The 13,577-nt window shown below is 65.8% G+C and carries 15 protein-coding genes; 14 read left to right on the top strand and 1 reads right to left on the bottom strand.

From position 1 onward, the window contains the following. From AC1DYI_RS02255 to AC1DYI_RS02195, 13 genes are all read left to right on the top strand, one after another. The coding region (locus AC1DYI_RS02255; RefSeq protein ID WP_477202457.1) for an MMPL family transporter at positions 1-2,191 on the top strand (2,191 nt) is incomplete at its 5' end. Then, positions 2,188-3,261 carry a class I SAM-dependent methyltransferase gene (locus tag AC1DYI_RS02250; protein WP_477202456.1) on the top strand — a complete coding sequence of 358 codons (1,074 nt, stop codon included), beginning with the start codon at positions 2,188-2,190 and terminating at the stop codon, positions 3,259-3,261. The genes AC1DYI_RS02255 and AC1DYI_RS02250, both read left to right, overlap by 4 nt. 7 nt (positions 3,262-3,268) lie before the next feature. Next, the gene (locus AC1DYI_RS02245; protein ID WP_477202455.1) at positions 3,269-3,835 is read left to right on the top strand and encodes a DUF3261 domain-containing protein; all 567 of its coding nucleotides are present in this window, start codon (positions 3,269-3,271) and stop codon (positions 3,833-3,835) included. After that, positions 3,832-5,019, top strand: coding sequence for a beta-ketoacyl-ACP synthase (locus tag AC1DYI_RS02240; RefSeq protein ID WP_477202454.1), 1,188 nt, complete (start codon positions 3,832-3,834; stop codon positions 5,017-5,019). The genes AC1DYI_RS02245 and AC1DYI_RS02240 overlap by 4 nt, the downstream gene beginning before the upstream one ends. Positions 5,020-5,026: 7 nt before the next feature. Next, on the top strand, positions 5,027-5,512 hold the full coding sequence (locus tag AC1DYI_RS02235) for a hotdog family protein (protein ID WP_477202453.1): 486 nt from the start codon (positions 5,027-5,029) through the stop codon (positions 5,510-5,512). Positions 5,513-5,516: 4 nt separating this feature from the next. Beyond that, positions 5,517-6,053, top strand: a complete 537-nt coding sequence (locus AC1DYI_RS02230) for a hypothetical protein (RefSeq protein ID WP_477202452.1) — start codon at positions 5,517-5,519, stop codon at positions 6,051-6,053. Positions 6,054-6,088: 35 nt separating this feature from the next. Beyond that, positions 6,089-6,817 (top strand): 3-ketoacyl-ACP reductase FabG2, encoded by a 729-nt coding sequence (locus AC1DYI_RS02225; protein WP_477202459.1) that lies wholly within the window; start codon positions 6,089-6,091, stop codon positions 6,815-6,817. Beyond that, entirely contained in the window at positions 6,817-8,067 is a 1,251-nt protein-coding gene (locus tag AC1DYI_RS02220) for a beta-ketoacyl-ACP synthase (RefSeq protein WP_477202451.1), read from the top strand. Before AC1DYI_RS02225 ends, AC1DYI_RS02220 begins: the two co-directional genes overlap by 1 nt. 80 nt (positions 8,068-8,147) lie before the next feature. Then, positions 8,148-9,254 carry a serine hydrolase domain-containing protein gene (locus AC1DYI_RS02215; RefSeq protein WP_477202450.1) on the top strand — a complete coding sequence of 369 codons (1,107 nt, stop codon included), beginning with the start codon at positions 8,148-8,150 and terminating at the stop codon, positions 9,252-9,254. A gap of 152 nt (positions 9,255-9,406) precedes the next feature. After that, a complete protein-coding gene (locus tag AC1DYI_RS02210; RefSeq protein WP_477202449.1) occupies positions 9,407-9,853 on the top strand; it encodes an excinuclease ATPase subunit in 447 nt (148 codons plus the stop codon). Between the two features lie 35 nt (positions 9,854-9,888). After that, positions 9,889-10,491: a hypothetical protein gene (locus AC1DYI_RS02205; protein ID WP_477202448.1), complete on the top strand. Its 603-nt coding sequence runs from the start codon at positions 9,889-9,891 to the stop codon at positions 10,489-10,491. Between the two features lie 271 nt (positions 10,492-10,762). Continuing rightward, positions 10,763-11,260 carry a 4'-phosphopantetheinyl transferase family protein gene (locus AC1DYI_RS02200; RefSeq protein WP_477202447.1) on the top strand — a complete coding sequence of 166 codons (498 nt, stop codon included), beginning with the start codon at positions 10,763-10,765 and terminating at the stop codon, positions 11,258-11,260. 36 nt (positions 11,261-11,296) lie between these two features. Then, complete coding sequence (locus AC1DYI_RS02195; RefSeq protein WP_477202446.1) at positions 11,297-11,923, top strand: hypothetical protein; 627 nt, start codon at positions 11,297-11,299, stop codon at positions 11,921-11,923. A 28-nt stretch (positions 11,924-11,951) separates the two neighbouring features. Here the strand turns inward: AC1DYI_RS02195 and AC1DYI_RS02190 are convergent, their stop codons facing one another. Next, the gene (locus AC1DYI_RS02190) at positions 11,952-12,521 is read right to left on the bottom strand and encodes an RBBP9/YdeN family alpha/beta hydrolase (protein WP_477202445.1); all 570 of its coding nucleotides are present in this window, start codon (positions 12,519-12,521) and stop codon (positions 11,952-11,954) included. A gap of 100 nt (positions 12,522-12,621) precedes the next feature. Between AC1DYI_RS02190 and argC the strand changes: the two genes are divergently transcribed. Further along, the gene (gene argC / locus AC1DYI_RS02185) at positions 12,622-13,563 is read left to right on the top strand and encodes an N-acetyl-gamma-glutamyl-phosphate reductase (RefSeq protein ID WP_477202444.1); all 942 of its coding nucleotides are present in this window, start codon (positions 12,622-12,624) and stop codon (positions 13,561-13,563) included. The last annotated feature ends 14 nt before the right edge of the window (positions 13,564-13,577 follow it).

The following is a 13,577-nucleotide window of genomic DNA, read 5'->3' as shown; positions in this document are numbered from 1 at the left end:
GCCCGAGGTGACCCGCGCGACGCAGAAGCTGGCCGATGCAGCCAGCCGGCGTGTCGTCGTGATGCTCGGCGCGTCGAATGATGCCGACGCGCGCCGCGCCGCCGCCGCCTGGCGCGAGGGCCTGCCGGCCACCTTGGGCTGGCAGGCGATGGCTGGCGACGAGCGCGCCGCCACGCAGGTGATCGACTTCTACCGGCCCTGGCGCGACCGACTGCTGACCGCCGCGCAGCGCCAGCAGCTGGCCGCCACGCCGCCCGAGGCGCTGGTCGGCCGTGCGCTGTCTTCATTGCATCAGCCCGGCCTCGCGGTGCGGCTGACCGACTGGGCCGCCGACCCGCTGGGCCTGTGGCCCGCCTGGTGGTCCGAGCGCGGCGGCGAAACACTGGCCCGCCCGCAAGCCGGCGAGCTGATGCTGCACGCCGATGGGCTGGACTGGGTGGTGCTTGCCTATGACACCGGCCGCCCGGCTTTTGCGCTCGACGGCAATGCCGCGATCGGTGATGCGTTGAGCAGCGCCGAAGCGCGCGCTCGCCAGGCCGTGCCGACGCTGCGCCTGCTCAAAGCCGGCGTGCCGCTGCATGCCGAAGCAGCGGCGGTGCGGGCGAGCCAGGAAGTCAACACCATCGGCTGGGGCTCGCTGGCGGCCGTGCTGCTGCTGGTCTGGGCCGCGTTCCGGCGCCTGCGCACGCTGGGGCTGGTCGCGCTCTCGCTGGTGATCGGGGTCGCGGCCGCGTTGTCGGCCACCGCGCTGGTCTTCGGCTCGGTGCACCTGATCACGCTGGTCTTCGGCGCCAGCCTGGTCGGCGTGGCCGAGGACTTCGGCATCCACTGGTTCGCCAGCCGCCAGGCTCAGCCTGGCACCTCGGCACCGGCCCTGATGGCCGAGTTGCTTCCGGGGCTGGCCTTGGCACTGGCCACCAGCGTGCTGGGTTATGCGGTGCTGGCGTTGGCGCCCTTTCCGGGGTTGCGCCAGATGGCCTTGTTCTCGGGCGTCGGGCTGACTGCGGCCTTCCTCACGGTGTGGTGCTGGTTCCCGCGGCTGGGCAGCGGGCCGGTGCCAGCCACCGCGTTCGCGCAGCGGGTGGCGGATAGCCTCGCGGGCTGGCCGCGTTGGACGAACCGACGCGCAGCCTGGATCGTGCTCGCGCTGGCCGCGCTGCCGGTCGGCGCGGGTCTGATGCGGCTGCAAACCAATGACAGCCTGCGCCAGCTGCAGTCCTCACCGGCCGCATTGGTGGCTGATCAACGCGAGGTCGGCCGGCTGCTGGGCGCCCCGAGCCCGAGCCAGTTCTTCCTCGTCACCGCAGCAGACGCCGAAGCCGTGCTGGCACGTGAAGAAGCCTTGACGGACCGCCTGCGCGCCCTGCAAGGCAAGGGGATGCTGACCGGCTGGCGCGCGCTGTCGGACTGGGTACCTTCGGTCGCACGGCAGCAGGCCGATGCAGCACTCAGCGCGCGCACCGAAGCCGCCGTGTTGGCCGGTGTCAATGCGCAACTGGGCGAATCGATCGTGCGGCCACCATTCAGCGAAGCACCGCTGCGACTGGACGCCTGGCTCGCCAACGCCGCCTCTGCCGGCGCGCGCGACCTGTGGCTGGGCGACATCGGCGCCCCGGGCCACCCTGAGTGGGCCAGCGTGGTGATGTTGCGGGGCTTGAACGACGCTTCCGCGCTGCCCACACTGGCCGCCGCGGCCGAGGGCTTGCCCGGCGTGCGCTGGGTCGACAAGGCGGCTGACATTTCGGGCCTGCTGGGCCGCTACCGGCATACGATGTCATGGCTGCTGCTGGCCGGCCATGTGCTGGTCTTCGCGGCGCTGGCTTGGCGCTACCGTGGCGCGGCTTGGCGCGCCTGGGTGCCGGCGGCTCTGGCATCGCTGGTGGCGCTGGCTGCGTTGGGCGCACTCGGCCTGCCGCTGCAACTGTTCAATATCCTGGCGCTGCTGCTGCTGCTGGGCGTCGGCGTCGACTATGGCGTCTTCCTGCTTGAGCATCGCGGCGATGGCGCCGCCTGGCTGGCCGTGGTGCTGGGCGCCACCAGCACGGCTTTGTCCTTTGGCTTGCTGGCGCTGTCGACCACGCCGGCGCTGCGCGCTTTCGGCCTGACACTCGGCATCGGCCTGATCGTCGTCACCCTGTTGGCACCCATGGCCCGTCGCCCCGAACCGACCCCTTTGATTCCCTCCGCATGACCCACTTGAACTTTTCGCCGACCGGCCAGACAGCTTTCGAAGCACGCTTCGCCGCGCAGCGCATCGCCTTCGGGCCGGTCGTTTTCCAGTGTGTGCGTTACGCGTGGAAGCGCGGCATGCTGCAGGCGCTGGCCGAGGCCGGCAACGAAGGCATCTCGGTCGATGCATTGGCCGCCGGCGGCCGCTGGAGCGCTTATGCGCTGAAGGTCGTACTCGAGTCCTGCCTATCGGCTGGTGTCGTGCAGCGACGCGATGGCCACTACCTGCTCGACAAGACCGGCTACTGCCTGCTGTCGGACCGGCTGACGCAGGTCAACCTCGATTTCATTCACGACGTCTGCTACCGCGGCCTGGCCGACCTGGACGTTTCGCTCGACCAGCAGGCGCCGATCGGTCTGCGGGAGCTGGGCGTGTGGCCGACCTTGTACCAGGGCATGGCCGAGCTGCCCGAGCCGGCAAAAACCAGCTGGTTCGAATTCGACCACCTGTATTCCGACACGTCGTTCCCGGCGGTAATGCCGGACGTGCTGGCCAGTGCGCCGAAGCGGGTGATGGACATCGGCGCCAACACCGGCAAGTTCGCCCGGCTGGCGCTGCAGGCATCGGCCGACATCGAACTGCACATGGTCGACCTGCCGCAGCAGCTGGCGGTCGCCGAAACCACACTGATCGAAGCCGGCCTTCGCGAGCGCGCCACGCCCCATGCACGCGACATGCTCGACCCCGCGATGACGCTGCCTGGCGGCATGGACCTGGTCTGGATGAGCCAGTTCCTGTCGTGCTTCAGCGAACCGGTGATCGGCCGCATCCTGCAGCGCGCGGCCGAGGCGCTGGCGCCGCAAGGCCAGGTGCTGATCCTCGACACGCTGTGGGACAGCCAGCGCTACGACATCGCAACCTTCTGCCTGATCAACACCTCGCCGTACTTCACTGCGATGGCCAGTGGCAACAGCAAGGTCTACGAAAGCAACGACTACATCCGTCTGGCCGAAGCCGCCGGTCTGCGCCTGCTGACCCGGCGCGACGGCATCGGTTACGGCCACTCGTTGCTGCGCTTCGCGAAAGCTTGACCGACAGATGTTGCGCCGCCCCTTTCGCCTCGTCGCTTCTGCGCTGTTCAGCGTGATGCTGATCGCCTGCGCGAGCAGGCCGTCGGCGCCACCGCCGCCGGCCGCGGTGAGCTTTCGCTTGCCGCCGGCCTCGCTGGGCCGCACGCTGGCGTGGCAACAGCGGCTGCAGGTCACGAGCCAGGGCCGCGCCCAACCGCCGCTKGACGCGTTGCTCGAAGCCGATGCGCAAGGCCTTCGGTTGGCCCTGCTCGGCACCGGCCAGACCCTGGCCCGGCTCGAATGGGACGGCCAATCGTTGCACGCCGAACAAGCCGCCGGCTGGCCGAAGGAGATCCCGGCCGAGCGTGTCCTGAGCGATATGCAGCTCGCCTTGTGGCCCCTGGCCGCGCTGCAGGCCGCTCTGCCCGCCGACACGACGCTGGCCGACGAAGGCCCGCTGCGCGTGCTGCGCCAGCATGGCGTGGTCGTCACGACCGTGCGTGACCCCGGCACTCTGCACATCGAACTGGCGAACCAGGCGCTGGGCTACACGCTGCGCATCGATTCAACACCGATGGACGGGACGACGCGATGACGGCCGCGGTCTATCTGCAAGCAATGGGCTTGAGCTGTTCGCTCGGTGCCGACGACACCGCGGTGCGCGCGCGGCTGTTCGCTCCCGCAGTGGCGGCGTTGCCGGTCAGCGACTGCTACACGCCTGGCCGTGCGCTGCCACTCGGCCGCGTCGCGGTCGAGCCGCCACCGTTGGCCGCCGATCTGCCAAGCGCACTGGTCAGCCGCACCAACGCGCTGGTCGCCCAGACGCTGCCTGCACTGCGCGCTGCGGTTGAAGCTGCATGCGCACGCTTCGGCCCGAACCATATCGCCGTCGTGCTGGGCAGCAGCACTGCCGGCGTGCTCGAAGGCGAAGCCGCTGCGCGCCGCCATCAGGCCGATGGCGGCTGGCCCGACGGCTACGACTACGGCCAGCAAGAGATGGTCAGCCCGGCGCGGTTCGCCGCCCATGCGCTCGGTTTGACCGGACCGGCCTACGCCATTTCGACCGCCTGCTCATCCGGCGCCAAGGCCCTCGCTTCGGGTGCGCGGCTGCTGCGCGCCGGGCTGGCCGACGCCGTGGTCTGCGGCGGCGCTGATGCGCTGTGCGGCCTGACCGTCAATGGCTTCTCGGCGCTCGAGTCGGTTTCGGCCAAGCCTTGCAACCCGCTGTCGAAGAACCGCGAAGGCATCAACCTGGGCGAAGGCGCCGCGCTGTTCCTGCTGACGCGTGAGCCCGGTCCGGTGCGCCTGGCCGGCTGGGGCGAGACCTCGGATGCGCACCACATGTCGGCACCCGACCCAACCGGCCGCGGCGCCGCCGACGCGATGCGACTGACGCTGGCGCGCGCCGGCGTGGCACCAGCGGTGGTCGACTACATCAACCTGCACGGCACCGCGACACCACACAACGACGCGATGGAAAGCCGCGCGGTCGCCGATCTGTTCGGGCTCGATGTGCCCGTCAGCTCGACCAAGCCGCTGACCGGCCACACGCTGGCCGCGGCTGGCGCGCTGGAAGCCGCCTTCGCCTGGCTGACACTGGTCGACAACCCGACGCACGCCTTGCCGCCGCACTGGTGGGACGGCGAGCGCGACGAATCGCTGGCCACTGTGCGCCTTGTGGCGCCCGGCGAACGTGCCGCGCGCTTGCCCCGGTTCGTGTTGAGCAATTCCTTCGCATTTGGCGGCAGCAACGCGACACTGCTGTTTGCCCGAGATTGAACGTTCCATGGACGCCGCCGCACACTCCATTGACCCCCTCCTGCCGATCGAGCACTTCGTGCCGCATCGCGGCGCGATGAGCCTGTTGAGCCGCCTGGTCGCCGTCGACGCCGAACAGGCACTGGCCGAGGTCGACATCACGCCCGGCAGCCAATTCGCCCAAGACCAGGGTGTGCCGGCCTGGGTCGGCATCGAATACATGGCCCAGACCATCGCTGCCTGGGCCGGTGCGCGCGCTCGCCGCGCGGGTGGCGAACCGGCGATCGGCTTTCTGCTCGGTAGCCGACGCTACCAAGCCGAGGTACCGGTGTTTGCGGTCGGTCAAACGCTGCGCATCCACGCCCGCTGCGAGCTGATCGGCGAAAGCGGGCTGGGACAATTCGCCTGCCACATCCGCGGCGCCGCCGACCAGTTGTTGGCCCAGGCCATGGTTTCTGTCTTCGAGCCGCCCGTGCCTCCGTTTTCTGTGACATCACCTTCCCACGAAGCCTGACCTGATGAAAGCCTTTCGCGTCCTTTGTTTCCTCGTCCTGTCCGCGCTGGCGCTGCATGCGAATGCAGAGCGCGTGCAGGTGCCGCTGATGAATTGGGAAAACATTCCTGTCAGCTCCAGCACAACGGCCATGGTGAGCGCCGAGCAAGTCAAGCAGGCTTTCATCAAAGGTGCGCAAGCCACGCATTGGGTGGTGACGCCGGTGGCCGACGGCGAGCTGGAGGCCGTGTTCAACAAGTTGAACAAGCATGTGGTGGTGATCACCATTCGCTACGACGCGCAGAAATACTCCGTGAGCTACAAGCGCAGCGAGGGCATGGAATACGCCACCGAGTTGCCGTTGAACTACATGATGAATTCGCATCGAAACGGCGTCTCGCTGGCCGAGCAGGCGGTCGTCCATCAACGCGCCCTGTTTGCGCGCCGTCCCGATCTGCCCTTCTCCAAAGTGCAACCGCAGGCGTTCATTCATCCCTTCTACGAGGACTGGGTGTACGACCTGCTGGATTCGGTTCGTCTGAACCTCAAGCGCAGCAGCTGAAGCGGCGCACCGGAGGGGACAAGAAAATGGCCAACATCGACCATCAGACCGTTCTCGTGACGGGTTCTACCCGCGGCATCGGCCGCGCGATCGCGCTGCGCCTGGCGCGTGACGGCTTCGACATCGTCGTGCACGGCCGGCGCGGCACTGCAGAAGCCGAAGCGGCAGCCGCCGAGATCCGCGCACAAGGCCGTCAGGCTCGCGTGCTGATGTTCGATGTGGCCGACCGCCCCGCAGCGGCCGCCGCGTTGGAAGCGGACATGGAAGCCCACGGCGCCTACCACGGTGTCGTCTGCAACGCCGGCATCGCGCGCGACAATGCCTTCCCGGCCATGACCGGTGAGGAGTGGGACAGCGTGATCCACACCAATCTCGACGCTTTCTACAACGTGTTGCAACCGGTGGTGATGCCCATGGTCAGGCGCCGCCGTCCCGGCCGCATCGTCACGCTGGCTTCGGTGTCGGGCCTGGTGGGCAACCGCGGCCAAGCCAACTACAGTGCCGCCAAAGCCGGCATCATCGGCGCCACCAAGGCATTGGCCATTGAACTGGCCAAGCGCGAGATCACCGTCAACTGTGTCGCTCCCGGTTTGATCGAAACCGAGATGGTGCCGCCGGAGGTGGTGGACGAAGCCATGAAAATGATCCCGGCCCGCCGAATGGGCCGGCCAGAAGAAGTGGCCGCCCTGGTCGCGTTCCTGATGTCGCCCGACGCCGGCTACATCACGCGCCAGGTGATCTCGGTCAATGGAGGGATGGTTTGATGAACCGCGTCGTCATCACCGGCTTCGGAGCGCTCAGCCCGATCGGCCATGACTGGGCCACTGTGTACGACCGCCTGCGCTCCAAGCGCAATGCGATCCAGCATATCGTCGAATGGGACGACTACGAGGGCCTGAACACCCGCCTGGGCGCGCCCGCGGCGCCGTTCGTGCTGCCTGCGAACTACAACCGCAAGTCCACCCGCAGCATGGGCCGCGTGGCGGTGATGGCCACCCGAGCCAGCGAACTGGCCCTGGCCGACGCGGGGCTGCTGGGTGACCCGCTGCTGACCAGCGGGCGCATGGGCATCTCGTATGGGTCGTCGGCCGGTACGCCGAAGTCGATCGGGGACTTCGGCCGCATGATCATGGAGAAGACCACCGAGGGCATCACCGCCAGCACCTACATCAAGATGATGGCCCACACCGCGCCAGTCAACATGGGTGTGTTCTTCGGCATCACTGGCCGCATCGTCACGACCAGCAGTGCCTGCACCTCGGGTTCACAAGGCATCGGGTATGCCTACGAGGCCATCCGCGCCGGCAAGCAACTGGCCATGCTGGCTGGGGGTTCGGAAGAGCTCGATGCGACCGAAGCCGCTGTCTTCGACACCTTGTTCGCGACCAGCGTGCGCAACGACCAGCCCGACACCACGCCGCGCCCCTTCGACGCCTCGCGCGACGGCTTGGTCCTCGGCGAAGGCGCCGGCACGCTGGTGCTGGAAGAGCTTGAGCATGCGAARGCCCGCGGTGCGCATATCCACGCCGAGATCGTCGGCTTCGGCACAAACAGTGACGGCCAGCACGTCACCCACCCGCATCCCGAGACGATGGCACAGGCCATGCGCCTGGCACTCGAAGATGCCGGCTTGCCGCCCGAAGCGATCGGCTACGTCAACGCCCATGGCACCGCCACCGACCAAGGCGACATCGCCGAATCCGCTGCGACGCGGGCCGTCTTCGGCGAGCGCGTGCCGATCAGTTCGCTCAAGAGCTACATGGGCCACACGCTGGGCGCCTGCGGCGCGCTGGAAGCGTGGATGACCGTCGAGATGATGCGCGAGAACTGGTTCGCGCCGACCGTCAACCTGACCCGTGTCGACGAACGCTGCGCCCCGCTGGACTACATCATCGGCGAAGGGCGCCGGCTCGAGACCGACATCGTGATGAGCAACAACTTCGCGTTCGGTGGCATCAACACCTCGCTGATTTTCAGGCGCTGGCCGGGACAAGATTCGAGGAATTGCGTGTAATGAGCTGGCAGTGTTGTATTCGCCGCATGGCGCTAGTCGCATGCGGTGTTCTGCTCAGTGCGTGTTCTTCGCTGACGTCCATGCCGCTGGCTGCGCAGTCCGACAATTGGCAGGCCCCGCAGACTTGGCATGACGTTCAACAACGAGTTGATGGGCTGGCAGCCGCGATGGTTGACCGTGGCTCGGTCCCGGGTGTGGTCGTCGGCGTCTCCTTGCCAACCGGCGAGCAGCAGTTCTATTCCTATGGCATAGCCGTGTCGGGCTCATCCGAGCCACTGACCAAAGACTCGATCTTTCAAGTTGGCTCTCTGAGCAAGGGCTTCTTGTCGGCACTGTTGGAGATGCTTGTTGAAGAGGGTGTGTTCTCGTGGGACGACACGCTGGCAGACCTTTTCCCATCCCACCCGGATATCAGCTTCCAGGCCAAGAACATCACGCTTCTCGAACTGGCGACGCACACGTCCGGTCTGCCGCGGCAAATATTTGATATCCCGCAGTTGTCGCGATTTGCAAGCTTCTTGTTCACGGGCAAGAATATTTACAGAGATCTTGACCAGGCGGCGATATTTTCCTATCTGCAAGATCCGAGTATCCACCAACGGGGTCAGGTTCAATACTCAAATATCGGCTATGCCTTGATTGGATTGGCCATCGAGTCTCGAACGGGTCAAAACGTCGATGCGCTCATTGAACGTCGTCTCTTTGCTCCTTTGGGGTTGACCGCAACGAAGTTTGAAGCCTATCGCCTACCGGCAGGTATTCAACGGGCTCAGGGGCATGCTGGAGACCAGCCAAAGTTCGTTCGACGGGGAACTCCCATCCAGGACTGGGAGTTTGATCACGCGCTGCGAAGTTCTGCGGGGGCGTTTTCGAATGCGCAGGATCTCCTCAATTATGCAAGCGCCCACACTCAGGGGCCGGGGCAAAAAATGGGGGAAATGCTCAAGCATACCCTCTCACCTCATGMATGCAGTTCGGCGAGTTGTGCGGGTTTGGCTTGGACAATCGAGCATTTCCCCACGGGCGATATTGCTTACCAAGTTGGCCTGATGGGCGGTTATACGTCATACATCGGGATCAACATGCAGAAGCAAGTGGCCGTGGTTGTTCTCATGAACGGCTTTTCTTGGGAAAACAAACTTGGGCACACGCTGCTGGCCGAAGTGCCCTCTCTTCTCACACCCTAGGGGGATTGACACGATTCGCATGCGTCGGGGCATGGTGATAAGCAATAATTTCGCGTTCGGCGGGATCTACAGCTCGCTGAGCTTCATGCGCTGGCCGGGCTGATCCCAGCTTGAATTCCTCACCCACCCACAACACTCTCGCGGAGGTCTCGATGAACATGAAACCCGCCCTGGCCCTGCTGGCCTGTGTACTCGTCGTCGGCAACGCCGCTGCGCGCGATACCGAATACAAACTGAAGTTCGCCGACGTGTTGACGCTGAGTGACCCGAACATCAAGACCAAGCTGGATGATTCCATCAAGCTGTATTTTGGTGACCAAGCCACGCCCAAGGTGCTGTCGAAGCTCGGCGAAGACAGTTCCAACAAGAAGACGAATGGCTTTGGCAAGGACGACGAGTTCGGCTGCAAGTGGGCAGCGTATTCGGCGCTCGTCGCTTTGCAGGAGCGAGCCAAGCACCTGGGCGCCAACGCCGTGATCAACATCGCCAGCAACTACAAGAGAGACCCGTTCAGCAGTCAGACCGAATACGAGTGTCATGCCGGCGCATTCGTGATCGGCGTCGCGTTGAAGGGCACGTTCGTCAAAGTCGCTCCCTGAGCTGCGCGGCACCCACTCAAAGATCAAGAACTGATATGCCTATCACCCGCCGCGGCATTGCCGCTTGCTTGGCCATGACGGCGATTGCCATGGCTGGATGTGCGTCCAAGATCAAGGCCACGCGTACCGACAACGCCCCGCCCAGCGAAGCGTATTCAAACTTCGGCCGCATCGAGATCAAGCCCGCGGTACTGGCGCCCACCTATGCCGGCAACAGCGAGAACCAGAAGGTGCTCGTCAAGCTGCAGGAGAACCTGGACAAGGGTCTTGCACCTTCGCTGTCCGAGTGGAACAAGCGGCCAGACAACGGGCGCAAGCTGGTCATCGAGCCGGTCATCGAAGAGGTTCGCTTCATCGGCGTGGGGGCGCGCGTCATGGTCGGTCCGTTCGCGGGCAGCTCGACCATCCGGATGACGGTCAAGGCAACCGATGCGACCACGGGCAAACAAATCGACAACGCCGAGTTCTATCAACGGGCCAGCGCCGGGTCTGGCTTCGCCTTTGGTGTGGCCGACAACATGATGATCACCCGCACCGCCGACATGGCCAGCGCCTACATCATCCGAAACTACGCGAAGGCCGAAGGCGGCCCGACGGGAGCGACCGAGCAACTCGTCGCGCCGGCGCAAGGCAAGTAACGCAATCTGCGAGCGGTCGTCGATGAACCGGCCCGGTGCGCGCATCCTGCTGGGCACTGGTTCAGTCTCTGATTGGCAGAGCCGGCAGCAAGCGCCTCCGGCCCACTGGATGAGCGAGACCGAACAGGCTCGACTCACGGCGGTGAACGCGGAGTCTCGGCGCAACCAGTTCGTAGCCGGCCGGTGGATGGCACGGGCCTTGTTGTGCCGCTGGCTTCCTGGCACTGGACCCGGGGACTGGTCGATCTCCGGCTCGGCCGATGAACCGCCCATGGTCCGCCTGGCGAACGCAGGATCCTTGCCCGGCGGCCCACCTCACCTGTCGATCAGCCACAGCGGCGATCGCGTGGCTTGTGTAGTAGGCGACCATGCCGTGGGCGTCGACATCGAGGCCCTGCCGCCACGGCGGGCTCGGGACCTCGAGGGGCTGATGCAAGGCATAGGTTCGCCCGCTGAACTCGTCGAATGGAACAGCACGGCCCAAGGCGAACGCGTCACCTGGTTTCATCGTCTTTGGGTCATCAAGGAAGCTTGGCTGAAAGCCCGCGGCGAAGGCGTGACGCCGGGCCGACTTCAGCAGCTTTGCATCCGCTCGGCCCAACCTGCCGATGAGTGGGTCGCGTGGTGCAGGACTTCGGCTGAAGACGTACTGGCATGTCACGCGTCAGCCGTCGCACTGAAGTCGTTTGTTCCACCCGATCCCCGAGCCGCCGGCGAGAGCTGGTGGGCGGTGGACGATTTGGCCGCCGACGGTGGCGCCCGCACCTGACCGACAATCGTCGAATCTCCGGAGGGAACCAACACCATGACGACGAACTGGACTGCCGTCCTCGCCCGGGCCATGGCGCCTGCACTCCTCGCTTCCTGCGTGTCCGCGACGCACGCTGCAGAATCCCCAGTCGATCTGGTCGCGGTCACGGTGCCTGTTGAACTGGCGTCTTTCATCGCTTCCTCGAACCTCGCCAAGGAATGCGCGATCGGTCAGATGACCGGTGAACGTGTCATCGAAGAGCTCAAGCGCAACTACCCCAAGGTCAGTTCCGCCGCCACATTGCCGCCGTTGACGGGAGAGCAACGCGCCCTGCGTCTGTCGGTGATGGACATGTTCGGACTGGGCGGCGGCGGCTGGAGTGGCGCCAAATCGATGACGATCCGGGCCGAGGTGGTTTCGCCGGCCGGTGTGGTAGCGCGACGTGACTTCCGCCGGGCCACCAAGAGCTTGATGGGCATGGTCTCGGGCACGTGCCCGATGATGGAAAAGATCGCGACAACGATCGGTAGCGACATCGGCAATTGGCTGGAAAAGTCCAGCCGCCTTTCTGCCGTCATCTCACCGGCCGGCGGCGCCGCGCCAGAAAAGCAGGGCCCGGCTGACCAACCGGCACCTTCTGCGTCGGCGGCCGAAACCACAGCATCGGTCCCGGCGAACTGACGCTCGGCGCCCCCTGCCTGTTGGATTGCTAGCGGGCGGGGCGGGTGCTCGGCGCGAGCAGTTCGGTCAACAGTCGGCGGCCCTCGTTCCACGCACCAAGCCCCGAATCGCCGTTGACATGCCCGCGGTTGCCAACGGACAGAGATAGGCCGCCCCACTCCAGCGCAATCGCCGCAGCCGCATCCGCCTCGCTGAACGGATCGTCCTTGCTGTAGATCACCCGCGCCGGAAACGGCAACCGCTGGCGTACCACGGGCCGCCAGTTATGTAATTGAACGGGCATATCGGCTTGGTCGAGATCGGGCGGTGCCACCAGTAAAGCGCCGCGCACACAGGCCGTGTGCTTCGAATGCGCCGCCCACGCCGCCACCAAGTGGCAGCCCAGACTGTGCGCCGCCAGCAGCGTGGGCCGGTCGTCTTCCAGCAGCACCTCTTCCAACCGCGCCATCCAGTCGCCGCGGCGTGGCCATTGCCAGTCGGCTTGCTGCACGCGGGTGTCGCCGTACTGTTCTTCCCACAGCGTCTGCCAGTGGCCGGGGCCGGAATCGAGCCAGCCGGGCAGCAGCAGCACTCGTACATCGTGGAGGTTCGGGTTCATGCGTCGCAGCCCGGGGGCTTGCCGTATGCTTCAGGGATTCCCCTGATTTTGGGGCCGCCGGCGTCGGCGGCCGACCGTACTCAACACAACAAGGACTGCCATGACCACCCGCGTGTTCGTCGACGGCCAGGAAGGCACCACCGGTTTGCGCATCCACGAGTACCTCGCGATGCGTGGTGACATCGAGGTGCTGAAGATTGATCCAGACAAGCGCAAGGATGCGGCCGAGCGGGAGCGCCTGTTGAACGCGGCCGACGTCGCCTTCCTGTGCCTGCCCGATGCTGCGTCGCGCGAAGCAGCGGCGATGGTCAGCAACCCGCGCACCTGTCTGATCGACGCCAGCACCGCGCACCGCACGGCCCCGGGCTGGACTTTCGGGCTGCCGGAACTGGCTCCTGATCAGCGCGACCTGATCCGTCAGTCCAAGCGCATCTCGAACCCAGGCTGCCATTCGACCGCGTTCATCCTGTTGCTGCGGCCGCTGGTCGACGCCGGGCTGGTACCGGCCGACACCCTGGTCAGCGCGACCTCCATCACCGGTTACTCCGGCGGCGGCAAGAAGATGATCGAGCAGTACGAAGCCGGTGGCGACCGCACGCTCGAAGCGCCGCGGCCCTATGGCCTGGGCCTGCAACACAAGCATTTGCCCGAGATGAAGGCCCACACCGGGCTGCACACCACGCCGGTATTCATGCCGATCGTTGGCCCTTTCTACAAGGGTCTGGCGGTGAGTGTGCCCTTGCATCTATCGCAGTTACCAGGCATGGCGACGGGCGCCCAACTGCACGACGCGCTGTCGGCCCACTATTCGCACGAGCGCTTCATTCGGGTGAGGCCGCTGTCGGACCCGACGACGCTGGAGAACGGCTTCTTCGACGTCCAAGCTTGCAACGGCACCAACCTGGTCGACATCTTCGTTTTCGCCCATGAGCGCCAGGCCATCCTGATCGCCCGGCTGGACAACCTCGGCAAGGGTGCCAGCGGAGCGGCGGTGCAGGCGATGAACGTGCACCTCGGCAAAGACGAAGGGCTCGGTTTGTAAGACCGAGCCCCCGG

It is taken from the genome of Ideonella sp. P3_A4, assembly GCF_056403075.1.
This window is presented reverse-complemented; position numbering and strand designations above follow the sequence as displayed.

Coding starts and splice junctions, on each gene's coding strand:
- AC1DYI_RS02240 (WP_477202454.1), top strand. CDS start 3,832: ATGACGGCCGCGGTCTATCTGCAAGCAATGGGCTTGAGCTGTTCGCTC.
- AC1DYI_RS02205 (WP_477202448.1), top strand. CDS start 9,889: ATGCCTATCACCCGCCGCGGCATTGCCGCTTGCTTGGCCATGACGGCG.
- AC1DYI_RS02235 (WP_477202453.1), top strand. CDS start 5,027: ATGGACGCCGCCGCACACTCCATTGACCCCCTCCTGCCGATCGAGCAC.
- AC1DYI_RS02190 (WP_477202445.1), bottom strand. CDS start 12,521: ATGAACCCGAACCTCCACGATGTACGAGTGCTGCTGCTGCCCGGCTGG.
- argC (WP_477202444.1), top strand. CDS start 12,622: ATGACCACCCGCGTGTTCGTCGACGGCCAGGAAGGCACCACCGGTTTG.
- AC1DYI_RS02250 (WP_477202456.1), top strand. CDS start 2,188: ATGACCCACTTGAACTTTTCGCCGACCGGCCAGACAGCTTTCGAAGCA.
- AC1DYI_RS02230 (WP_477202452.1), top strand. CDS start 5,517: ATGAAAGCCTTTCGCGTCCTTTGTTTCCTCGTCCTGTCCGCGCTGGCG.
- AC1DYI_RS02210 (WP_477202449.1), top strand. CDS start 9,407: ATGAACATGAAACCCGCCCTGGCCCTGCTGGCCTGTGTACTCGTCGTC.
- AC1DYI_RS02200 (WP_477202447.1), top strand. CDS start 10,763: ATGGTCCGCCTGGCGAACGCAGGATCCTTGCCCGGCGGCCCACCTCAC.
- AC1DYI_RS02195 (WP_477202446.1), top strand. CDS start 11,297: ATGACGACGAACTGGACTGCCGTCCTCGCCCGGGCCATGGCGCCTGCA.